The sequence below is a fragment of the Streptomyces sp. NPDC034103 genome (assembly GCF_055575395.1).
The window spans coordinates 642,794-664,090 of record NZ_JBVISS010000002.1 but is presented as its reverse complement, the minus strand read 5'-3'; the positions used below and the strand labels follow the sequence as shown (position 1 = coordinate 664,090).

Sequence of the window (21,297 nt, the reverse complement as noted above, 5' to 3'; positions counted from 1 at the left end):
TGCAGGAGGTCGACGGAGAAGGCCTGGGAAGCGTGGGCGGCTTGGGAAGCGTGGGCGACTGCGGAGCCGGGCGGCGTACGGCTTCTGTAGGTCGCACTGCCCTGGCGTCGAAGCGCTTCGACGTTGACATGACGCTGAGTCGCGTGTCAATCAAAGGTCTCCCAGCCGTCGCGGGCGGTTCTTCCAGCGGCGGCGTTCCTGTGGGTGCGTTCACCCAGAAGGCCAGCTCACATGGGACAAACCCGCATGAAGGGCGGGCCGTGCTCGCACGCCCAACCGTGCCTGTTACCGAAAAGTGACCTTGGCGGCCCGTTGTCGCCACCGGAAACAGGGCCTTAGTCTCACCGAAACGTCGAAGCGCGTCGATTAGCTGCCTCCTTCCGGCCATGGGACCACCGGATGACGCGGCGTCTGCCCGCCCGCAGGTCGGATCGACGCAAACGAAGGGCCGCAACGACATGAACAGTGAGACGAACCGCAGAGTCGTCCTGCGACCAGCCGTCGGCGTGACGCGCGCCGCCTCCCTTCCACCGCTGCCGTCCGCCGGCAACGAGGACTACCAGGCCGTGTCCCGGGCGCTGGGCACCATGATCAACATGCAGCCCTTCCACGCGAACGCCTACGGCACGTCAGGCACCCCCGCGCCGGACGAGGCCCGCGGAATCGCCCTCTGGAGCCGGCCGGCCGGACCGCGGCTTGTGCGCAGGCCCCGTACGGACCCTCACCCGAAAGGCAAGGACCCGTCATGACCCATGCCCCGCACCTCTCCCGCCGAGGCCTGCTGGCCGCGGGCGCGGCCACGGCCGCACTCCCCCTGGTCACCCCCTCCGGTGCCTCCGCCGCACCGGTCCCATCCGCCACACCCGCCCGCGTGGCCGAGAAGGTCCGGCACACGCCCTACACCTTCCGCAACGCCGAGATAGTCGGCGGCGGCTTCGTCACCGGCATCGTCTTCAACCAGAGCGAGCCCGGACTGGTGTACGCGCGCACCGACATCGGCGGCGCCTACCGCCTCGACACGGCGTCCCGGCGGTGGATCCCCCTCACCGACTGGATCGGCTGGGACGAGTACGGACACACCGGCATCATCAGCATCGCCACCGACGAGGTCGACCCCGACCGCGTCTACCTGGCGGCGGGCACCTACCCCATGCCCGAGTGGGACCCGAGCCTGGCGGCGATCCTGCGTTCGACCGACCGCGGACGCACCTGGAAGACCACTCCTCTGCCGTTCCGGCTGGGCGGCAACATGCCCGGCCGGGGCATCGGCGAGCGGCTGGTGATCGACCCCCACCGCAACAGGGTCCTGTACCTGGGAGTGCGCGGGGGCCACGGGCTGTGGCGCAGCACCGACCACGGCAAGACCTTCGCGAAGGTGACCAGCTTCCCCAACCCGGGCAACTTCGTGCCCGACCCCACCGACCCCGACGGCCCCAACGGCGACAACCTGGGCGTGCTGCAGGTCGTCTTCGACAAGCGCACCGGCAGAGCGGGCAGGGCCACCCGGACCCTCTACGTCACCGTCGCCGACAAGGACAACATCCTGTACCGGTCGACCGACGCGGGAGCGACCTGGGAACGGGTACCCGGGCAGCCCACCGGCTTCATCCCGCACCACGCGGTCTTCGACCACGTCGGCGGCTACCTGTACCTGGCGACCAGCAACACCGCCGGCCCCTACGACGGCTCCAAGGGCGACGTGTGGAAGCTCGACACCGCCACCGACACCTGGACCCGCATCAGCCCGGTCCCGTCCACCAGCGACGACAACCACTACGGTTACAGCGGCCTGACCATCGACCGGCAGAACCCGGACACCCTGATGGTGTCCACCCAGGTCAAGTGGTACCCCGACTGCCTCCTCTTCCGCTCCACCGACGGCGGCGCGAGCTGGACCCCCGCGTGGGAGTCGGGCCCGAACTCCGAGCGCACCCTGCGCTACGACATCGACATCTCCGCCGCCCCCTGGCTGACCTGGAACGCCTCGCCGTCGCTGCCGGAGATGACCCCCAAGCTGGGCTGGATGATGGAGTCCGTCCAGATCGACCCCTTCGACTCCGACCACTTCATGTACGGAACCGGCGCGACGATCTACGGCGCCAACAACCTGACCGACTGGGACAGCGGCGGCACGGTGCATCTGTCCGTGCGGGCCCGGGGCCTGGAGGAAACCGCCGTCATGTGTGTGATCAGCCCGCCCGTCGGCGCGGCACACCTCTTCTCCGGCGTCGGCGACGTCGGCGGCTTCCGGCACACGGATTTCCGCAAGGCGCCGAAGATGTACGACAGCCCGACCTTCGGCGGCACCCCGGCCCTGGACTACGCGGAGCGGGCGCCCCACACGATCGTGCGGGTCGGCCACCCCACCAGCGGCTGGACCCAGCACTTCGCCATCTCGACCGACAGCGGCGACACCTGGACACCGTCGCGCAGTGAGCCGGCCGGCGTCACCGGGCCCGGAGTCGAGGACCAGGCCGTCGCCATCAGCGCCGACGGCAGACGGATCGTCTGGTCCCCGGCCGGAGCGCCGGTCAGCTGGTCCGACGACCACGGAGCGACCTGGACGGCCTCGAAGGGGCTGCCGGCCGGGGCCCCCGTGCGCTCCGACCGGGTGAACCCGGCGAAGTTCTACGCCTACGACGCCGGCGTCTTCTACCTCAGCACAGACGGCGGCAAGAGCTTCAAGGCGACGGCGGCGACCGGTCTGCCCGTCGCGGGCAACGTCCGGTTCAAGCCGGTACCGGGCCACGAGGGCGACATCTGGCTGGCCGGCGGCACCAGCAAGCCCGCCACCCCCACGCCCTATGGACTGTGGCGGTCGACCGACTCCGGATCGTCCTTCACCAGGTTCAAGGTGGTCGACGAGGGTGACGTCGTCGGATTCGGCAAGGCCGCGCCCGGTGCCAAGTACCCCGCCGTCTACACCAGCTCCAAGATCCGCGGCGTGCGCGGCATCTTCCGGTCCGACGACGCGGGCCGGACCTGGATCCGCATCAACGACGACCGGCACCAGTACGCCTGGACCGGCAACACCATGACCGGAGACCCCCGGATCCACGGTCGCGTCTACTTCGGGACGAACGGACGCGGAGTCATCTACGGCGCCCCGAAGTGAGGTTCGGCTCCCGGCCGCCCCGTTCCGCACCCGCCGTCCCGAAGGGGAGTCCGACGTGTGGTCCCGCCGCCAGGGCGGGACGACCGGCCTCGCCTGGCCCCACAGCCCACGAACTGCCGCCCCGTGGCTGCGCGGTCCCGCGCGGCCACTGACCTGGAAAGGACACCATGGAGAACGAACAGCGGAGCTTCCGCTGGGGTCACGACGCCCTGCACCTCGAGTTCGTCCTCGGCGACGACGGCGGCGCCCGCCTGACGCATCTCGGACTGCCCGGCGAAGCGGGCGGCGACCCCGGCGCGTCCCTGCCGCTGGTGGAGGTGACGGCCGCGGGGCACGGCCGTGGCTGGTCGGGCAGCCGTCTGATCGGGACCGCTCTCGGCGGACGGCTGCGCCACCGGTCCCACCACGCGGCCCGCGACGGCGACTGGCACACGCTGACCGTGCACCTCCACGACCCCGAAACCGGACTGGCCGCGGAGGTGACCTACCGGTCGCCTGACGGCATCCCGGTGATCCGCAGCGAGGTGACCCTGCGCAACGAAGGGCAGACCACTCTGCACCTCGAGTCGGTCAGCACCCTCACGGTGGGCTGCCTCACCCCGCGGGACCCGGCGGCCGTCGACGCCGCCGACCTGCTGTGGGCGGACAACGACTGGCTCGCCGAGTGCCGCTGGCAGCGACAGCCGATGCGCCTGACCACACCCGGCGTCAGCGGACGGCACGTGCAGTACGGGCACGGCAAGGCGGGCTTCGCCCTCAACGGACAGGGCACCTGGTCCAGTTGCGGACACCTGCCCATGGGCGGCCTGACGGACCGGCGCACCGGCCGCACCTGGGTGTGGCAGATCGAGCACAACGGCGGGGGCTGGCGCTGGGAGTGCCAAGAACACGACAAGGCGGCCTACGCGGCACTGTTCGGGCCCACCGACGCCCACCACGGCTGGCGCCACCCCCTGGAACCCGGCGCCGCCTTCCGCACCGTACCCGCCGCCCTGTCCTTCAGCGCCGACGGCGGCCCCGACGCCGCGTTCGCCGCGCTGACCCGCTACCGCCGCGCCCACCGCCGCCCGCACACCGACCACCAGCGCCTGCCCGTCATCTTCAACGACTACATGAACTGCCTGATGGGCGACCCCACCACCGACAAACTGCTGCCGCACATCGACGCGGCGGCCGAAGCGGGCGCGGAGTACTTCGTCATCGACGCCGGCTGGTACGACGGCGACAACGGCGGCTGGTGGACCACCGTCGGCGCCTGGGAACCGGCCGCCTCCCGCTTCCCCGGCGAAAAGGGGATCCACGAGGTGCTGGACCGCATCCGGGAGCGCGGCATGGTCCCCGGTCTGTGGCTGGAGCCGGAAGTCATCGGCGTCGACAGCCCCATGGCCAAGACCCTGCCCGACGAGGCGTTCTTCCGCCGCGACGGCGTCCGCCTCACGGAGACCGGCCGGCACCACCTGGACCTGCGCCACCCGGCCGCCCGCGCCCACCTGGACCAGGTCGTGGACCGCCTGGTCGGCGAGTGGGGCGTCGGCTATCTCAAGCTCGACCACAACATCGACCCGGGCTCCGGCACCAGCGCCCACCCCGGCGAGACCCCGGGCGCCGGTCTGCTCGGCCACAACCGGGCACACCTGGACTGGCTCGACGGAGTCCTGGACCGCCATCCGCACCTGGTGGTGGAGAACTGCGCCTCGGGCGGCATGCGCTGGGACCACGCCCTGCTGTCGCGGCTGCAACTGCAGTCCACCAGCGACCAGCAGAACCTCCAGCTCTACGCGCCCATCGCGGCCGCCGCACCCACCGCCGTCACCCCCGAGCAGGGCGCCGTGTGGGCCTATCCGCAGTCGGAGGACTCCCTCGACGAGGTCGCCTTCACCATGGCGAGCGCCCTCCTCGGGCGCATCCACCTCTCCGGCAACCTGCCGGAACTGGGGCCCGAGGCCCGCGCCCTGGTCCACGAGGCGGTCGCCGTGTACAAAGCCGTCCGCGCCGACCTGCCGGGGGCCGTGCCGTTCTGGCCGCTCGGTCTTCCGGGCTGGGACGACCCCTGGATCGCCCTGGCCCTGCACACCCCCGCCACCACCTACCTCACCGTCTGGCGCCGCTCGGGCAGCGAGGCCAGCACCACCCTCCGCCTGCCCGAACCGGCGGGCGGCGCGGCCCGCGCCGAGGTGCTGTACCCCGCCGCAGGTCAGGCCGTTGCGGTCTGGAACCCGGACACCGCCGACCTCACCGTGACCCTGCCCACCGCGCCCTCCGCGGCGCTGCTGCGCATCACCCGCACGGAGCCGGACGCTCCCTGAGCGCCGTCCCTGCCGCCCACCCGAGGAAAGGACGACCAGGGTGCCCGCCCAGAACCAGCCCGCCCGCGCCACCGACCCCGTGCTCCCCGGGTTCCACCCAGACCCGAGCATCTGCCGGGTCGGCGACGACTACTACCTCGCCTGCTCCAGCTTCGAGTACTTCCCCGGTGTACCCCTCTTCCACAGCCGCGACCTCGTGCACTGGCGGCAGATCGGCAACGCCCTGGACCGGCCGGAGCAGTTGCGCCTGCCGGCCTCCATGCCGTCCTCGGGCGGCATCTACGCCCCCACCCTGCGCCACCACGACGGCCGCTTCTGGCTGATCGTCACCAACTGCAGCGAGGGCGGCGGCAACCTGATCGTCACCGCCACCGACCCCGCCGGACCGTGGTCGGAACCGATCCCCGCGCCCGACGTCCCCGGCATCGATCCCGACCTGGCCTGGGACGAGGACGGCACCTGCTGGTGCACCGTCGCCGGGGTCGTACAGGTCCGCCTCGACCCGTCCACCGGGCAGACGTACGGCACACCGCACAAGCTGTGGTCCGGCGGCCCCGGCGCCAAGGCCCCGGAGGCGCCGCACCTTTACCGCATCGGCGACCACTGGTACCTGCTCATCGCCGAGGGCGGCACCGAACGCGGCCACGGTGTCTCCATCGCCCGCGGCCCCACGCCCACCGGCCCCTTCGAGCCGTGCCCGGCCAACCCCATCCTCACCCACCGAGGCACCGACCACCCCATCCAGAACACCGGCCACGCCGACCTGGTCCAGGGCCCCGACGGCTCGTGGTGGATGGTCTTCCTCGGCGTACGACCGCGCGGCGGCACCCCCGGCTGGCACGTCCTCGGCCGCGAGACCTTTTTGGCACCCGTGACCTGGGAGGACGACTGGCCCGTCGTCGGCGAGGTCACCACGGACCTCTCCACGCTCCCGTGGCCGCTCTCCCCCGCCCCCGTCGAGGAGGGGCGCGACGACTTCGAGCTCAGCGAACTCGGGCCGACCTGGATCTCCGTGCGGGACCGCCCCACCGAGCTCTGCACCACCAAGGAGCGCCCCGGATGGCTGACGCTCCACGCACGGGGCGGCTCCCTGGACGAACCCGACGCGGTGTTCACCGGCCGCCGACAGCAGCACCTCACCTGCCGGGCCCGCACCCTGATCGACCCGGAGCAGGGTCGCGGCGGCCTCGCTGTCCGCCTCGACGAACGGCACCACTACGCGATCGAGGCGTCCGGGACGGAGGTACGGGTGATCGCGCGCGTCGGCTCCCTGCGCACGGTCGTGGCCGAACAAGCCATACCCGCCGGGCCGCTGGTCCTCGCCCTCACCATCTCGGACCCACCGCCTCCGCACGGGCCATGCACCGGACCCGACATCGTCTCCCTCGGCATCGAGCAACCCGACGGCACGTTCACCGAACTCGCGGCCCTCGACGGCCGCTACCTGTCGACCGAGGTCGCCGGCGGCTTCACCGGCCGGGTCATCGGCATGTACGCCGCCGAAGGCACCGTCCACTTCGACTGGTTCGACTACAAGCCCCTGGACCGCTGAACGGGCCCGCCGATCCCGTCGTGGTGGGACCACCTCTCCATGTCGCGGTCGAGCGCCGACATGGAGAGGTGCAGGACCGGAACCACGCTCAGGTCGGTGCGTTCCGCCGTAGTGGCTGCGGCCCCGCGCGGGCGGACGAAGCGTCATTCCGGCCGTAGGACACGGGAGCCGACGTCGGCGTGACGCTCGGTTGGACACGCAAGGCGGCCGTGTCAGCGCGGCACTTCCACCTCGATGCCGCCGAGACGGTAGTTCCAGCGCGGGTCGGACCGGGAGCCGCTCTTCCGGGCGTCCTTGAGGTTCTTCACAAAGGCTTTGCGCTGGGCCGGGGTCGCCGAGCGCCAACGCAGTTCGAGGACCGGGCGCACCGGAGGGATGAGTTCGCGCACCCACTGGTCGTACCTGGCGAGATTCGCCTCGTAGTCGAACGACCGGTAGACCAGGTCGAGGTCGATCGACGGTGCCGTGCCGCCCGCCTCGTGGTGACAGGAACCCAGCCAGTTGGCGAGGTAGTCCAGCCCGATCCGCACGTGGGAGGAGATCTGCTCCTGCCACTCGCCGAGGTAGGGCGCGTTCACCGCCTCCGCGGTCACCTCTTCCGGCATCACGATCAGACCGCGCACGGAGGTCCCCGACAGGGCGACGTGGATACGCGGCCAGTGCCCGCCGGCCTCGATCCGGAAAGAGGGGAAGTGGCCCGCCATGCCCATCCCCGTCCGCAGCTGGGCCCAGCCGATCGCGTCGTGCGGTGGCCGCTCCGGCGAGTAGGGCCCGCTGGTGCGGTGCCCGAGGTCGCCGTCCCGCATCATGAACACGACCTCGAACACGTCGCCGCGCAAGGCCATGCTCACGGGGAAGTACGCGCCGACCTCCGCCATGAACTCCTTGCCGGTGATCAGGGCGCCGATGCTGGACCGGTCCGCAATCATCGCCGTCTCCTCCATCCCCTCCGTGTCGGCCTGGGCGGTACCGGCCCGGGCAGACTGTCCAGTTCGGCCTGGACGGCGAGGGTGTCCGTATGGTGCTCGCCCAGACGCAGCCGCCGTTTCGCCAGCACTTCGCGCAGGGCCCGCGCCGCGTCACTGTGCCGTCCGAGCCTGCGATGCACACGGGCCAGCCCAACCCGGGCCTCAAGCGTCTGGAGGTCGTCGGGACCGAGGCGCCTCACGAGCTGTGGCACCAGCATGTCGTACAGCCGCTCGGCCTCGTCCAGTTCGCCCTTGTCGGTGAGCAGGGACGCGAGTGCCGTGATCGCCTCCAGGGTGGCCGGATGGTCCCGCCCCAGGTCCCGTTCGCGTTCCGCAGTCACCGCCCGGATCAGGGCCAGGGCTTCCGTCTGCCGGCGCAGATCGACCAGTACCGAGGCCCAGCCGAGCATCGCGCGCTGAGTGTCGACGTGCCCGGCGTCCCACAGGTGGGAGCGCACGTCGACAACGAGCTGCCAGGTCCGCTCGGCCGCGACCAGGTCACCCTCGCTGTGCAGGCGAGGGGCGGCCTCGGCGAGCGTGACGAGGTCGTCCTGGAGCACGGCGGCGAAGTGGTTGGCCCAGAAGGACTCGGACCGGTTGAGTTCTTCCTCCGGTCTCAGCAGCAGCGTGAGCGCCTCGGCCGTGCCCGGTGTCTCGTCGGGCTCCCGGCTCGCCAGGTCCTGGGCCACGGAGTGCAGGTAGATGCGGTAGCCCGTGTCGTTGCGGGAGAGGACCTTGTCCAGTTCGGCGGCGAGTTCCAGGGTGCGGGTGACCGCGTGCCGCTGCCGCTCGCCGATGCGGGCCATCGCCTCGATGAGCGCCGGGCGGCTGTCGTCACGGGACGGCAGCTCGACGGCGACCTCGGCCCGCAGTTCCTCGATCACGGGCTCGGACTCCGCGCGCAGCACCCCGGTCGCCGAGCCGAAGTCGTACTCCCAGTCCAGGGCCCAGGTCAGCAGGTGGCCGCGTTCGTCGCCGGCCAGGAGCAGGGCGCCGTCGGGGGCCAGCGCGACATCGGTGACCGCATCCGAGAAGCCGGTGAAGGCCCGCAGTTCCCGGCCGCTCGTCAGGTCCCACAGGCGTGCCTGGCGGTCCTCGCCGCCGGACGCCGCGAGGAGGAAGTCCGGCGTGACGGCGAGGCTGCGCACGGCGGCGGTGTGTCCGGCGAGCACATGGACGCAGCGGGCTGCGGCGACATCCCACAGCCGCACGGTGCCGTCGACGGAACAGGACAGCAGATGCCGGCCGTCCGCGCCGGGCAGGACGTCGACCACGGCATCGGTGTGCCCGGTCAGCACCGCCTCGCACTGTCCGTCGGCGGTCCGCCAGACACGTACGGTCGCGTCGGCGCCGCCGGTGACCACGTAGCGGCCGTCCTCACTCAGCCGTGCGGCGCCGATCCACTCCTCGTGCCCGCCCAGCACCCACCGCAGTTGGCCTGTGCGCAGGTCCCAGATCTTCACGGTGACGTCCTGGCCGCGGGAGAGCCCGTAACGGTGGTCGGCGCTGACGGCCACGTCCAGCACGGCTCCGGGGTGGGCCTCCCAGCGTCCGAGGGACCGGCCGCTGGGGATGTCCCAGGCGGCGACGACGCCGTCGGCGGTCCCGGAGAGGGCCACGTGGCCGTCCTCGCTGACCGCGACGTAGTACACCTGGTCGTGGGGGCTGGTGAACAGCTGGACGATGCGCCTGTCGCGGGGCTGCCAGGCGACGACCCGGCCGTCCTCGCCCCCGGACACCGCGAGCCGGCCGTCGGCGGTCATCGCCAGGGCACTGAGGTGGCCGGTGTGCAGGCTCAACGTGTGCAGCAGCCGCCCGGTCTCGACCTTGAAGACCCAGGCTTCGGAGTTCCCGGCGCGGGCGAGCGCGGTGGGGCTGCGCCCGCTGAGTTCCAGGGCCAAGGACCGGTCGTCGCCGGGGGTGATCCGGCCCGCGGACCAGGCGTCGACGAGTGCGGTACGGCGGCCGAGGGCACCGACTCGGCGCCACAGGCGTACGGGCTCGGTGTGGCGCCGGTGGCCGGGCAGTGCGCGGGCGGCGCGGATCAGTTCGGCCGCCTCCTCCAGCCGTCCGGCTGCGCCGTGCGTGGCCGCGTGGTCCAGCAGTTCGGCTGCTCGGGTGGCAGCGGCGGTGACGTCCCTGGCCTGGTGAGGGCGGACGTAACTCCAGGGGGCCGGTGGTCCGGCGGGCGGCAGGTGCCATGCGCGCACGGTCTTGCCCTCGGCGGTGAGGGCGCGGTGCCCGGTCGCGCTGAGCGCGACCTCCTTGGTGTCGGGTGTGGCCTCCAGGGAGAGGCGGCAGCGGCCCGTGGTGAGGTCCCACACCCGTGACGGTTCGGCGCGTCCGCCGCTGGAGAAGCCGACCGTGCCGTCCGCGTTCAGGGCTGTCTGCCCGTATCCGGTCTTGAGTACCTGTGAGGCGTCACCGGAGCCGAGGTCGGCCAGTCGGACGTGAGCGCTCCCGCCGGTGACCGCGACGAGTCGGCCGTCGTCGGTGAACCGCACGCTCAGGCAGGAGTGGTCGAACCGGTGGACCAGTGCGCCCGTGCGGACGTCGTACACCGAGCTCGTCCGGCGTGTGTGGTCGACGGCGCAGCACAGGGTGCCCCGGGCACCCAGGAAGTCGGCCTTGCTCTCGAACTGCCGGACCTCCACGGGTTCGCCGGTCTCCAGGTCCCAGGTGACGACCTCTCCCTCGTATCCGCTGGTGACCGCGTGCCGCTGATCCTGCGTCAGCGCGACCGCGAGCACCCAGCTGGGGTGGCCGGGGAGCTCGAACCCGGTGGCGGCGTCCAGGTCGAGGACCAGCGCGCGCCGGGTGCCGCCGCCGACGACCAGGACGCGTCCGTCGTCGCGGACCGCGAGTGTGGAGGCGCGGTAGTTCTCCAGGTGCAGTTCCTGGCGGCACTCCCCCGTGGCCAGGTCCCAGATCCGCAGCCCGCCGGAACCGTCCGCCGAGATTCCGGTCGTGCCGTCCGGGGTCAGGGCGAGGGCGGTGATCCAGTCGTCGTGTTCCCCGGGCAGCATGGACTGGGCCGGGGCGGGCGCGTCCTGCACCGAGGCGAGAGCGGCGGCGATCTGCGGGTCGCCGGCCATCCGTGCGGAGCTGTCCCGCAGCAGTGCAGCCGCGGCAGGCGTGTCGCCCCGCTCGCGGTGCACCAGCGCCAACAGGTACGTGCCGTCGTCTGGGTCGCCGAAGCGCACGGACTCCAGCTCGTCCACCAGTTCCGCGTCGGTGATCACACCCGTCCGCCAGCGGTGCAGTCCGCGGTTGTAGCGGGCGTGCGGGTGGTGGGGATCCGCTCGCAGGGCGCGGGTCCACAGCTCCTCGGCGCTGTCGCGGCGGCCGAGGTCCAGCATCGACAGCGCGTGGTTGGAGAGGCTGTCGGCGAGCAGGGTGGCCGCGGACGGGGCACGGCGGGGATAGGGGCCGACCTCGCGCCGGTGCACCTCGACCAGCCGCTCGGCGAGCGGGCCGAGCCGGGAGGGGCGTGCGGCGGGGTCCTCCGTGAAGCACTCGCGCAGTACGTCCAGCATCTCGACCGGCACCCGCTGGATCGCGCCTGGCGTCCGGGACCGGGTGTAGTCCTCGAACGCGTCGCCCGCGGTGGTCCCGTCGCGCACCGGCGGCCTGCCCAGGAGCATCTCGAACACGGTGACCGCCCAGGACCACACGTCCGTGGCCGGGGTGAGCCCGGACGGTGACCGTGCCTGCTCGGGCGAGCAGTACGCGGGGTCCAGGCCGCCCCGGCTGACGAACGGCTCCGCGTCCCCGACCGTGCGGGCCCGTGCCAGGCCGAAGTCGGTGACCTTGACCGTGCCGTCCCGGGTCAGCATCACGTTGGCGGGCTTGACGTCCTGGTGCACGACTCCGTTCTCGTGCGCGTGGTCCAGGCCCCAGGCGGACTGGATCGCGACGTCCAGCAGCGGTGCGAGGGGGTCGTCGCCGTACAGGGTTCGGTTACGGACGGATTCCGCGAGGCTGCCGCCGTCGGCCCACTCGGCGAAGACCCTGGGTACGTCCTCCAGGGTGCGCACGTAGACGCAGTTGGCGATGTGCGGGTGCAGGCCCAGCCCCACCCACACCTCCGCCTCCCGCTCGAAGTCCCCGATTCCGTCCGGCGAGCGGACGACGGCCGGGCGCGGGGTCTTCACCGCCAGGTCGATGTCCCAGCCGCGGTGGTGGACCTGGTGCACCAGTCCGAGGCCGCCGGTGCGCACCACGTCCAGGACCTCGTACAGGTCCAGGATGACGTCGCCGCGGCGCCAGGTCGCCATCGGCGTCAGTCCACCACGGCGGCGTACAGGGGTGTTCCGAGCAGCACCGACGTGCCGGTGCCGTCCGGGCTCTCGCCGTGCAGCAGCCGCTTCGCCACGAACTCGACGCTCTGCGCCGGCCAGCGCAGTCGCGCGACGGCCCGCTCGACGCGGCCCAGCGCCGCGCGATCGACGCGGTCGAGGTCGCCGTCCACCGCGTCGGCGACGTACTCGTCCTCCAGATCGGACGTGATCCCGAGGCCGTCGAGCATGGAGGACATCATCGAGCGCCCCACACCGTGGGCCTCGGCATCCGGCACGTAGTCGTACACGTGCCGGTACGAGCCGCCCAGGGCGACGACGGTGTCCTCGCTGCGCCGCCGAAGAACACCAGGGAGGACGCGGGGTCGTCGCGGAACGCGCCCCAGCGCATCCGCAGCGAGCCCCAGAAGTACTGGCCCGGTGCGTCCACCGTGCCGAGGTCACCGTGGTCGCGGAGGTACCGGACGACCGCCTCGAGACGGGTGATCCGGTCGTTCGGTGGACCCTCGGTGGTGCGCTTCGCCGACAGCACGGAGAGGTTCACGCCCACCTCCGTCTGCCGCTTGGCCCCGAACCCGGGGTCGATCTGCGGCAACAGCATGTCGACCTTGCTGTCGGAGATGTACACGTAGTAGCTCAGCGACACTGCCGGATCCTCCCAGGCCTCGACCTTCCCAGCCTATCGATCACGGCCCGTTGTGAGCCATGGGCTGCGCGGGCGAAGGGAGTTGAGCGGAGCGGCGACGGCGGCCACGTCCCCCAGGCACGCGGACCACGATGTCCAGCACGGCGACATCGTCGCGCTCGCACTCGGCGCATCCCTCACCGACGTCCCCCTCTCCCAGTCGGAGGCCGCCCCTCACGCCGTGCTCGCGGGTGGCTTTGTTCACGACGATGAGCAGCACGGGTTCACGAGACCGGGAGGCACTTGGACGTCGTCGAGATGCGAACGGGTCCGGTCGCGTCACAGGCCGAACACGCCTCCTTCGATGAGGATGAGCAGGCCGATGGCGATGAGGACCAGGGGCAGCAGGATGTGTCCCCAGCGGGCGAGGGCCTTGGCGATGACGGGGCGGGTGGCGAAGAACCGTCCTGCGAAGCACCACACCGCTACCAGGACGAGGAACACCGCCGCGTAGACGGTCATGCCGCCGATGCCGGCGGTGGCGAAGACGGGCACGTAGACGCCGATGTTGTCGCCGCCGTTGGCGAAGGTGACCGCGGCGACCTCCAGCGGGCTGGGGCCGCCGTCTTTCGCCTGAGCCTCCTCTTCGTCCGCTCCGCCGTCGCGGTGGTCCTTCCATGCCTGCCAGGCGGCCTTGAGGCCGAGCGCGAGGGGCAGCAGACCGAGGTAGGGGATGGCCGACTCGGGCAGGAAGGTGGCGCCGAACGCGGCCGCGACGGCCACGGCGAGGATCGCGGCGAAGCCCAGGTACTGGCCCAGCACGATGCGCCGGGTGGAGCCCGGGTGGTCGGCTCCCTGGGCGAAGAACAGCGCCAGGATCAGGATGTCGTCGATATTGGTGACGGCGAACAGCCCGGCGGCCTGCCCGATGATGCCCAGGTCCACGAGTGGGTGCCTCTCCTTTGGTACGGGTGACGTCCTGCCACGGCCGTGCAGATCGAAGACGGAGACATCGAAGCGATCTTCGACAACCAGGTGGTGTTGTCAGCGCATGTTCGCTTCCTCGTCGATGCGCCAGACCGCCTCACGGACTTTCGGTTCGAGGTCCTCGAACGCGTCCTCAAGAGCCGCGAACTCGGCAAAGAGGGCGTGCTTGTCGTCCATGTCTGCCATCGCTGTGGCCCGCTCGATCCAGGACTTCACGTCCAACATGGTGAGGGATACTTCCGACTCCGGCCGGACCGCGGTGGCCGACATGTGGCGCGAGGACCTCGAGCGAGAGCGCGCCTGCGCTCTCCTGGCCCCGAATCTGGGTGCTGGCCCGAAGCGTGCGCACCCATCCACCCAAGCGCCTGCGGATTCTGTGGGCCGAACACGTTCCGCTGACCGACGGTCTTGGCCAGGAGCCGCGCCCGCTGCACACGGCGGTCAGCTGACCCGGCATCCCCGTCTTCGCAGCGTCCCGCTCTGCGCGCAGACCGGGTCTGCCCTGCCTTCTCTGATATGTGCGATAAGGCGCCGGTCGGCGCGGTACGTTGAGCAGCAGTCCTCCTGGGCGCCGCGTCCCCGTGCGCCGCATCCGGGGGCACAATCCGCCGGTCCGGCCTGATCATCGGCCGGCGCCCGTCCCGCAACGACATCACGGCCCTTGGCCGCGCGCCTCGCCGGGGCTACTCCTCGCCCTTCGCGGGATGCCATCGGAGGGCGGGACTCAACCCCATGGTCCGGCCACTACCCTGGTGGCCAGCGGGATCCAGGGAGCCACATGAAACGCACGCGAGCTGTCGAACTGGTCGAAGCGATGCTCCACCGGCTCGACGGCCCCCAGGAATGGCCCCTCCACCTGGTCCGGCAGGTGTGGCCGTTCGGCAGCTTCGCCCGCGGCGCCCCGGTTATCTAGATCTGGAATTAGTTCGTGCAGGTCAAGAGCTTCTTCCGTAGTGAGTCACATGAGGCACGTTCCGAGACACCGACGAAGGCGTCTGGTAGCACCGACGAAACGGGCTCACTTGATCACGATGAGCCCGTTTCCCGACGGATCTGCCCGCCCAGCTCGGCGCCGATGTTCTCCCGGCCGTGGCAGCCCTTCTGGCGCTGGGGATGGTTCGTGGGCGGTTCGGGCAGCCAGTCGTGGGCCGGGTTGTACTCCAGCCATCGGCTCCGCCCTGCTTCCTCAGCGCAGGCGGTGGTAAGGCGGTTCAGTCCTGGGTGTTCGTTACCGGTGCGCCAGAGCAGTGACCAGGCGTACAGCGGCGTGGGATCGATCAGGGGGACGGAGCGCAGTCCGGGGACCTCCGGCAGTGGCACATCGGCGGGCACCAGCGAGAAGCGTCGTGGCTCTTCCGCTAGCTCCCCGAGGAAGTGGGCGAGCCCCAGGTTGACGCTCGTGGCGGTGTTCTGGATGCCGAATCGGTCGGTGAACTGGTGGAGGAAGTCGAGCCGTTCCAGCGCACCGGGTGCCCACAGCACGCTGTCGCGCAGTTGGTCCGGTCTCAGTGCCGGTTCGGATGCGAGCGGATGGTCGGTGCTCAGTACGGCGTCCACTGGTTCGAGGCGGACGAGGCGGTGCGCGAGGCCGGAGGGCAGCGGGGGGTGGACCCGGCCGAAGGCCGCGTCGATGTCACCGTGCAGCAGTGCCGTCGTCACCGACGGCAGATCGCGCCCGTGACCCAACGCCAGCTCCCCGGCCCGTCCGGCGACTTGGGCCAGTGTCCGCATCGGCGCGTACAGGTGCCCCCAGACGTCTACGCGCAGCGGACGGTCCGTGCCGACCGCTGCCGCGACGGCGGCGTCGGCGGCGGCCACGGTCTGCCGGGCTGGTGCAAGGAAGCGCTGGCCGGCGTCGGTGAGGCGTACGCCGTTGCCGCCGCGCTGGAACAGTTCGACGGCGAGCATGGATTCCAGCCGCGCGATCCTCTTGGACAGCGCCTGCTGGGAGATGGCGAGCGTCCCGGCGGCCCGGCCGAAGTGCAGTTCCTCGGCGGTGCGCACAAAGGCACGTACCTGCGCCACGTCGAGATCCATGGCTCCCACCATAGGTGACAACCAAAGGTTGTCGGCTTTGCCCGGTGGTTGTTGGATCGTGGGGTGGCCGCGGGGGTTGCATCTTCTCCATGCAAAGACTGATTCCCACCGGGGAAGCGGCGCGCCCCGTGGCCTTCGCCTCGGTCCCCCAGCCTGTGCCGGAGCCCGGTGAGGCGCTGGTCAAGGTCGAGGCGTTCGCGCCGAACCGGGGCGAGACCTTCCTGCTCGAACACCCCCGGCCGGGGACGCTGCCCGGCAAGGACATCGCAGGGCTCGTCGTGCAGGCGGCAGCGGACGGTTCCGGCCCCGGCATCGGCACCCGCGTGGTCGGGCACCCGGCGCAGGGCGGCTGGGCCGAATACGCCGCCGTGCCTGCGCACTCGCTCGCGGTGCTCCCGGACAGCATCGACAACGCACGGGCGGCGGCTCTGCCCTTGGCCGGGATCACTGCGCTGAGGCTGCTGCGTACGGCCGGTTCCCTGGCCGGCCGGCGGGTGCTGCTGACCGGCGCCTCGGGTGGCGTCGGCCACTACGTCACCGAGCTGGCTGTTGGGGCGGGAGCCGAGGTGACCGCGGTGACGGCCACGCCGGTGCGCGGTGAGCGGCTCGCGGAGCTGGGCGCGACGGTGGTGCACGAGGTCGCGACGGCTCAGGGGCCGTTCGATGTCGTGCTGGAGTCCACGGGTGGGCCGGATCTGCCCCTCGCCCTGTCGAAGGTGCGCCCAGGCGGGCTGCTTGTCTGGTTCGGCCAGGCGAGCCGCACCCCGGTGACCCTCGACTTCTTCGAGCTCCTTGGCGGGCCCGAGCGCGTCACGATCCAGCACTTCCACTACGCCGGAGCCCCGTACGGCTCGGATCTCTCAGCATTGGTGCGCCTGGTGGAACAGGGCCGGCTGCACCCGGAGATCGGCCGTGTCACCGACTGGGCACAGACCGCCGAGACCCTGGTCGACCTGCGAGAGCGCCGGATCCGCGGCAAGGCCATCCTGCTGACCGAAGGAGCACGATGAACGCCACCGACTTCGCCGCTGCCCAGTGGACACGTGCCACTGGTGCGGGCGTGGACCCGCATGAGTACCGGCGCGTCACCGAGGGTCTCACCTCCGTCGCCGACTGGGGACCGTCCTTCCTGCGCACCGGACACGGCTACCTCCAGCGCGCGCAGGACGCGAGATCGTCTCTCTCAGCGGGTGAGTACCTGCTGATGGCGGCCCGGTGGTTCCATCTGGCCACCCTGGCGCCGTACGTGGAAGCACCTCGTGCCGCCGTCGAGGCGGATCACGCCTTGAGCAGAGCTCTCACGGTGCTGGAGCCCGGTGCGCGGCGGGTAAGCGGCGAGGGGTTCACCGGCTGGCTGCGCGGCCCCGCTGACGCGCCGGGGACCGTGGTCCTCCTCCCCGGCCTGGACTCGGCCAAGGAGGAGTTCCTCGACCTGGCCTCCGCGCTGCTGGCCAGGGGGCTGGCGGTGTTCGCGATGGACGGCCCCGGACAGGGCGTGCTCGCGGTCACCACGTCCTTCGTGCTGGACTACGAGCGGGTCGTGGGTCGCGTCATCGACGCCCTCGGCGTCGCACGCATCGGGCTCGTCGGCCTGAGTCTGGGTGGCTATTTCGCGGCCCGGGCCGCGGCGCTGGAGCCGCGCGTGGCAGCCGTCGCCACCGTCAGCGGTCCCTTCCGCCTCGACTGGAAGGAACTGCCGCCGCCGGTACGGGACATCATGGCCCAGCGCACCGGAGGTGCCGACGCCGCCCACGAGTTCGTACGCCATGTGGACCTCGCCGCCCTGGCACCTCGCATCGCGGCCCCGCTGCTGGTCGTGGACGGCGACCAGGACGTTATCCCCGGAGTGACGAACGGCGCGCTGCTGGCCCGTCTGGCGCCGCACGGCAGCTACCTGTCCGTCCGGCACGGCGACCACCTACTGGGTAACGCACGGCCCGACTGGCTGCCCCACCTCAGCGACCACCTCACGCACACCCTGACGGGAACACCAGCATGAACCGCTTCACCGACAAGACCATCCTCATCACCGGCGGCACCAGCGGCATGAGGCTGGCAACCGCACAGCGCCTCGTCGCCGAAGGCGCCCACGTCATCGTCACCGGCCGCACCCGCGCACGGGTGGACGCCGCAGTCCAGCAGATCGGCCCCAGGGCCTCGATCGTGGCCGACGCCGCCGACCTCGGCGCGGTAGACGCACTGATGGAGACCGTCCGGGACCGTCACGGCCAGCTGGACGGCCTCTTCGCGAACGCGGGCACCGGCACGTTCCTGCCGTTCGAAAGCATCACCGAGCCGGACTTCGACCACGGCATCGACGTCAACTTCAAGGGTGTGTTCTTCACCATCCAAAAGGCACTGCCGCTGCTGGCGGACGGAGGCTCGATCGTCATCAATGCCTCCACACTGTGATGGGGATGCCACTTCACTCCCACGTCGCGCTCAACACGCACGTCCCCTCAGTCCCGAATTTCAGGTCAGGGAGCTCGCGCGGGTGTGGACGGAAAGGTTCAGCCACCATGCGGCCGCCTGTCGGGCGGCGAGGGGGTGTTCGGCGCGGTCGCGGACGTCGCGGAGCAGATCAGTGCGACCGGCGCGACCCATCGCGTAGACCAGGCCGCTCAGCGTGGTGGCCGCGACCGGGTCACGACGCTGGGTCCACTGGCGCGCGTATTGGGTGAGGGCGCGGGCGAAGAAGGCCTCGTCGGCCGGATCGGCGTCGATGTGTCCGAGGCTGTGCACCGCGGCGGAAATGGTGGCGCGCGGCAGTCCGGAGGTCAGGGCGAGCCTCTCCACGCACTCGCGGTGCCGTGCGTCGCCGATGATCCGCAGGGCACCGAGAACAGGCAGGGCGCAGGACACGGTCGCGGCAATGCGCGGGCGGGACAGTTCGGCGACGGCCGCGTCGGCCAGCGCCGTGCGGTACGGCGTCGCGGCCAGCAGGAGAGAGGTGTGCAGGCGCACGTCGAACACCGGGTGGCAGAACATCTCCGTGACGAGAAGGGACAGCGTGGCGTCCGTCCGGTCGGTGCCCTTCGCACGCCGGGCATGCCGGAGGACCCGCCGTGCCACGGCGGCGAGTTCGGTGGGTGGCAGTCCGGTCATGAGTCCCGCAGGGGGAGTTCGGTGGGCGAGAGGACGGCCGGAGCCGGGTTTCTCGACACGGAGACCACGGGAGGCCGTGGTGTTCGGGCTCCGCCGGTCCCGTTGCGCCAGGGTCACCACGGGTAACTCGTACAAGACACTCGACAACGCCTGCACCTGGCCGAAGAGGTCCCACTCGGGGCCGATGTCCTCGACAGCGTGGGCGAGTCGGCGCAACTGCGGCACCGTGAAGTGCCGGTAACCGACCTTGCGGATGCACGCCATCACCGCTCCCTCCAGGGCGCGCTGGCTGCTCGGCTGGCTGACCTCGGCCAGTACCCGGGCGGTGGCGTCCGGGTGCGCGGTGTTGTCGAGGGCGCAGATCACCTCCGTCGCCGCGTAGTTGGAGCTGTCGCGGGCCAGCGAGGCGCAGACGGCGATCGCGTGCTGCGCGGCCCTGGGGTGGTTCAGCAGTCGGTTCAGCGCCTCGAACCGCGCCATCCACGGCACGTCGTCGGCGATGACCATCTCCGCGACGAGCCGCTCGGTCAGCTGGGTCCAGGCGGAGACGGGCAGTAGCGCGAACCGGTCGATCTCGCACAGTGCCTCGGTGAGCCCGGTCCAGTCCTCACCCCGCATCAGGTCCCGTGACAGTGCCCGCTCCACCAACTCCTGGGCGCGGTCGGCGGCAGCTTCGGGTCCCTTGCCGGTTCGCGGCAGAGTCGGTCGGATCAGTGCCGAGGAAGCCAGATATCGCAGCGTGGTCCGCGCCGTGGTGACCAGCAGATCCCGCGGAAGCTCCAGCAGCTCCTCGTACCGGCTCACCGCAGCGGCCTGCACCGGCACCTGCCCTGTCTCCCACCGGGACAGGGCGCTGACACTCACCGGCTTGTCGTAGGAGCTGCCAGGGAACGCGCCGGCGAAGGCGGGCAGAGACGTGTCTCCGTCCCACGATCCCAGGACCCGATTGACCCGTAAGAGCCATGCCACGCGCCCACGGGCTCCGATCGCCACCGCCGGAGGGAACGACGATCGGGGCGGTGAGTGCGGTGTGGTGTGCGCCATGACACCAGGGTGTCAGCTGGGCGCTAGCCCACGGAGGGCAATGGGACAAGACCCGTTGCACAGCCCGAACCGCTGTGCAAAGTGCCCGGCCGGCCGCCGACGTCTGCCGTATCAATGGCACGACATCCCTGGACACAACTGGCAGAAGATGATGAGGGGGACGAGTCATGCTGTTCAAGTCAGAGGGCCAGCGGCAGCTGGACCGTACGGTCACCGAGGCGCTGTCATGACGGCCCCCGATCCCGAGGAGGGTGAGGTCCGCTTCACCGGTCCCGTGCCCGAGGTGTACATCGGCGACCGCTGGGAGGCGATGGGCGACGAGGGCGTCACCGCCCCGGTGGACGACGTACAGACCGTCTTCTTCAAGGGCCACGATGACGACCCCGACGGCTGACCTTCAGGGCCGCGCACCGGCTCCCGGATCCTCGCCCGTCGAGGCGGTACCGGACATGCGGGCCACGGCGAAGTGGATGCTCGCGGCCCTGGCGGCTGTCGGCGCCGTCCTTCTCGCCGGTGTCCCACTGACCGCCATGCGGTCCGCGGCCTCGACGGGCCGGCTGCTGTTCGCGCTGGCCGGACTGGCGGTCGCCCTGGCCGGCGTGGGCTGGGCGTTGTGGGTCACGAGTGAGGCACTCATGCCGCGTCTGGTGTCGTACCAGGACATCGACAGCCCGCGGTTCGCCGAGATCAAGGCCGCCATCGAAGCGGAACCGGAGTTGTTCCTCGGGCCGTCCGCGAGCCAGGGCTCCGCCGCGCTCCCCGCCTTCAACCGCGGCCGCGACACGCACCGGCGGGCGCTGGGTGAGGTCACCCGGCTGCTTGCGGCGGAGACCGACGCCACGCGCCGCCAGGCATTGGCCGCGGCCCGTCGGCAAACGGCCTCCTGGGTGGCCGACGACTACACCCGCATGAGCCGGCTGGCCGCCCTGATGTACGCGTGGGATGTCCGTGCGGGCGTCCGCAAGGCGCGCGTCCACACCTTCGTGGGGTGCGGGATCACGTTGCTCGGTGCGCTCTGCCTGGTTCTGGCGACCTCCGAAGCGGATACGGCGGGCAAGACACCGGCGCCCGCCTCCGCCGTGTCGCCAGCCACGTCTTCGCCTTCCCCTTCCCCTTGTTCCTCGCCTCCCCCTTCTTCCTCGTCGGGATCCGCCGTCGGCACGCCCAGCGCTCCGAACCACTGAGCGTCACGATCCCGTTCGGCCCGAGCGCACAAGCCATCGACTCACCCCACGACCCGCCACGGTAAGACCCGCCGGC

At 71.3% G+C, this 21,297-nt stretch carries 16 protein-coding genes and 1 pseudogene; 10 read left to right on the top strand and 7 right to left on the bottom strand.

All coding sequences use genetic code 11. From position 1 onward, the window contains the following. Window positions 1-458 precede the first annotated feature (458 nt). From ACZ56U_RS06020 to ACZ56U_RS06005, 4 genes are all read left to right on the top strand, one after another. Window positions 459-749, top strand: a complete 291-nt coding sequence (locus ACZ56U_RS06020; RefSeq protein WP_469082814.1) for a hypothetical protein — start codon at window positions 459-461, stop codon at window positions 747-749. Then, window positions 746-3,115 (top strand): xyloglucanase, encoded by a 2,370-nt coding sequence (locus tag ACZ56U_RS06015; RefSeq protein ID WP_469082813.1) that lies wholly within the window; start codon window positions 746-748, stop codon window positions 3,113-3,115. The genes ACZ56U_RS06020 and ACZ56U_RS06015 overlap by 4 nt, the downstream gene beginning before the upstream one ends. Before the next feature lie 167 nt (window positions 3,116-3,282). After that, window positions 3,283-5,421, top strand: coding sequence for an alpha-galactosidase (locus tag ACZ56U_RS06010; RefSeq protein WP_469082812.1), 2,139 nt, complete (start codon window positions 3,283-3,285; stop codon window positions 5,419-5,421). 40 nt (window positions 5,422-5,461) lie between these two features. Beyond that, complete coding sequence (locus ACZ56U_RS06005; protein WP_469082811.1) at window positions 5,462-6,973, top strand: glycoside hydrolase family 43 protein; 1,512 nt, start codon at window positions 5,462-5,464, stop codon at window positions 6,971-6,973. Window positions 6,974-7,185: 212 nt separating this feature from the next. Here ACZ56U_RS06005 and ACZ56U_RS06000 read toward each other — a convergent pair whose 3' ends face one another. The 5 genes and pseudogenes from ACZ56U_RS06000 to ACZ56U_RS05980 all read right to left on the bottom strand — a co-directional run bounded on the left by ACZ56U_RS06000 (window position 7,186) and on the right by ACZ56U_RS05980 (window position 14,067). After that, window positions 7,186-7,902, bottom strand: a complete 717-nt coding sequence (locus tag ACZ56U_RS06000) for a hypothetical protein (RefSeq protein WP_469082810.1) — start codon at window positions 7,900-7,902, stop codon at window positions 7,186-7,188. After that, window positions 7,899-12,218: a protein kinase domain-containing protein gene (locus tag ACZ56U_RS05995; RefSeq protein ID WP_469082809.1), complete on the bottom strand. Its 4,320-nt coding sequence runs from the start codon at window positions 12,216-12,218 to the stop codon at window positions 7,899-7,901. Before ACZ56U_RS05995 ends, ACZ56U_RS06000 begins: the two co-directional genes overlap by 4 nt. 5 nt (window positions 12,219-12,223) lie before the next feature. Further along, a pseudogene (locus tag ACZ56U_RS05990) lies at window positions 12,224-12,840 on the bottom strand (DUF7019 family protein). 363 nt (window positions 12,841-13,203) lie between these two features. Next, window positions 13,204-13,809, bottom strand: a complete 606-nt coding sequence (locus ACZ56U_RS05985) for a cadmium resistance transporter (protein WP_469082808.1) — start codon at window positions 13,807-13,809, stop codon at window positions 13,204-13,206. Between the two features lie 99 nt (window positions 13,810-13,908). Then, the gene (locus tag ACZ56U_RS05980; protein ID WP_469082807.1) at window positions 13,909-14,067 is read right to left on the bottom strand and encodes a hypothetical protein; all 159 of its coding nucleotides are present in this window, start codon (window positions 14,065-14,067) and stop codon (window positions 13,909-13,911) included. A gap of 562 nt (window positions 14,068-14,629) precedes the next feature. Here ACZ56U_RS05980 and ACZ56U_RS05975 point away from each other — a divergent pair. Continuing rightward, a complete protein-coding gene (locus tag ACZ56U_RS05975; RefSeq protein ID WP_469082806.1) occupies window positions 14,630-14,764 on the top strand; it encodes a hypothetical protein in 135 nt (44 codons plus the stop codon). Between the two features lie 113 nt (window positions 14,765-14,877). Here the strand turns inward: ACZ56U_RS05975 and ACZ56U_RS05970 are convergent, their stop codons facing one another. Next, window positions 14,878-15,888 (bottom strand): LysR family transcriptional regulator, encoded by a 1,011-nt coding sequence (locus ACZ56U_RS05970; RefSeq protein ID WP_469082805.1) that lies wholly within the window; start codon window positions 15,886-15,888, stop codon window positions 14,878-14,880. 89 nt (window positions 15,889-15,977) lie between these two features. Between ACZ56U_RS05970 and ACZ56U_RS05965 the strand changes: the two genes are divergently transcribed. The 3 genes from ACZ56U_RS05965 to ACZ56U_RS05955 are packed head-to-tail and all read left to right on the top strand — an operon-like array spanning window position 15,978 to window position 18,300. Continuing rightward, window positions 15,978-16,898 carry a zinc-binding dehydrogenase gene (locus ACZ56U_RS05965; RefSeq protein ID WP_469082804.1) on the top strand — a complete coding sequence of 307 codons (921 nt, stop codon included), beginning with the start codon at window positions 15,978-15,980 and terminating at the stop codon, window positions 16,896-16,898. After that, window positions 16,895-17,887 (top strand): alpha/beta hydrolase family protein, encoded by a 993-nt coding sequence (locus ACZ56U_RS05960; RefSeq protein ID WP_469082803.1) that lies wholly within the window; start codon window positions 16,895-16,897, stop codon window positions 17,885-17,887. The genes ACZ56U_RS05965 and ACZ56U_RS05960 overlap by 4 nt, the downstream gene beginning before the upstream one ends. Then, window positions 17,884-18,300: an SDR family NAD(P)-dependent oxidoreductase gene (locus ACZ56U_RS05955; RefSeq protein WP_469082802.1), complete on the top strand. Its 417-nt coding sequence runs from the start codon at window positions 17,884-17,886 to the stop codon at window positions 18,298-18,300. Before ACZ56U_RS05960 ends, ACZ56U_RS05955 begins: the two co-directional genes overlap by 4 nt. A 60-nt stretch (window positions 18,301-18,360) precedes the next feature. On the opposite strand, the gene ACZ56U_RS05950 is transcribed toward ACZ56U_RS05955, so the two are convergent. Further along, complete coding sequence (locus ACZ56U_RS05950) at window positions 18,361-19,857, bottom strand: XRE family transcriptional regulator (protein ID WP_469082801.1); 1,497 nt, start codon at window positions 19,855-19,857, stop codon at window positions 18,361-18,363. A gap of 406 nt (window positions 19,858-20,263) precedes the next feature. On the opposite strand from ACZ56U_RS05950, the gene ACZ56U_RS05945 reads away from it, so the two are divergent. Next, window positions 20,264-20,431, top strand: coding sequence for a hypothetical protein (locus tag ACZ56U_RS05945; protein ID WP_469082800.1), 168 nt, complete (start codon window positions 20,264-20,266; stop codon window positions 20,429-20,431). Beyond that, window positions 20,412-21,221, top strand: coding sequence for a hypothetical protein (locus ACZ56U_RS05940; protein WP_469082799.1), 810 nt, complete (start codon window positions 20,412-20,414; stop codon window positions 21,219-21,221). Before ACZ56U_RS05945 ends, ACZ56U_RS05940 begins: the two co-directional genes overlap by 20 nt. Window positions 21,222-21,297 lie beyond the last annotated feature (76 nt).

Coding starts and splice junctions, on each gene's coding strand:
- ACZ56U_RS06020 (WP_469082814.1), top strand. CDS start 459: ATGAACAGTGAGACGAACCGCAGAGTCGTCCTGCGACCAGCCGTCGGC.
- ACZ56U_RS06015 (WP_469082813.1), top strand. CDS start 746: ATGACCCATGCCCCGCACCTCTCCCGCCGAGGCCTGCTGGCCGCGGGC.
- ACZ56U_RS06010 (WP_469082812.1), top strand. CDS start 3,283: ATGGAGAACGAACAGCGGAGCTTCCGCTGGGGTCACGACGCCCTGCAC.
- ACZ56U_RS06000 (WP_469082810.1), bottom strand. CDS start 7,902: ATGATTGCGGACCGGTCCAGCATCGGCGCCCTGATCACCGGCAAGGAG.
- ACZ56U_RS05995 (WP_469082809.1), bottom strand. CDS start 12,218: ATGGCGACCTGGCGCCGCGGCGACGTCATCCTGGACCTGTACGAGGTC.
- ACZ56U_RS05975 (WP_469082806.1), top strand. CDS start 14,630: ATGAAACGCACGCGAGCTGTCGAACTGGTCGAAGCGATGCTCCACCGG.
- ACZ56U_RS05970 (WP_469082805.1), bottom strand. CDS start 15,888: ATGGATCTCGACGTGGCGCAGGTACGTGCCTTTGTGCGCACCGCCGAG.
- ACZ56U_RS05965 (WP_469082804.1), top strand. CDS start 15,978: ATGCAAAGACTGATTCCCACCGGGGAAGCGGCGCGCCCCGTGGCCTTC.
- ACZ56U_RS05960 (WP_469082803.1), top strand. CDS start 16,895: ATGAACGCCACCGACTTCGCCGCTGCCCAGTGGACACGTGCCACTGGT.
- ACZ56U_RS05955 (WP_469082802.1), top strand. CDS start 17,884: ATGAACCGCTTCACCGACAAGACCATCCTCATCACCGGCGGCACCAGC.
- ACZ56U_RS05945 (WP_469082800.1), top strand. CDS start 20,264: ATGACGGCCCCCGATCCCGAGGAGGGTGAGGTCCGCTTCACCGGTCCC.
- ACZ56U_RS05940 (WP_469082799.1), top strand. CDS start 20,412: ATGACGACCCCGACGGCTGACCTTCAGGGCCGCGCACCGGCTCCCGGA.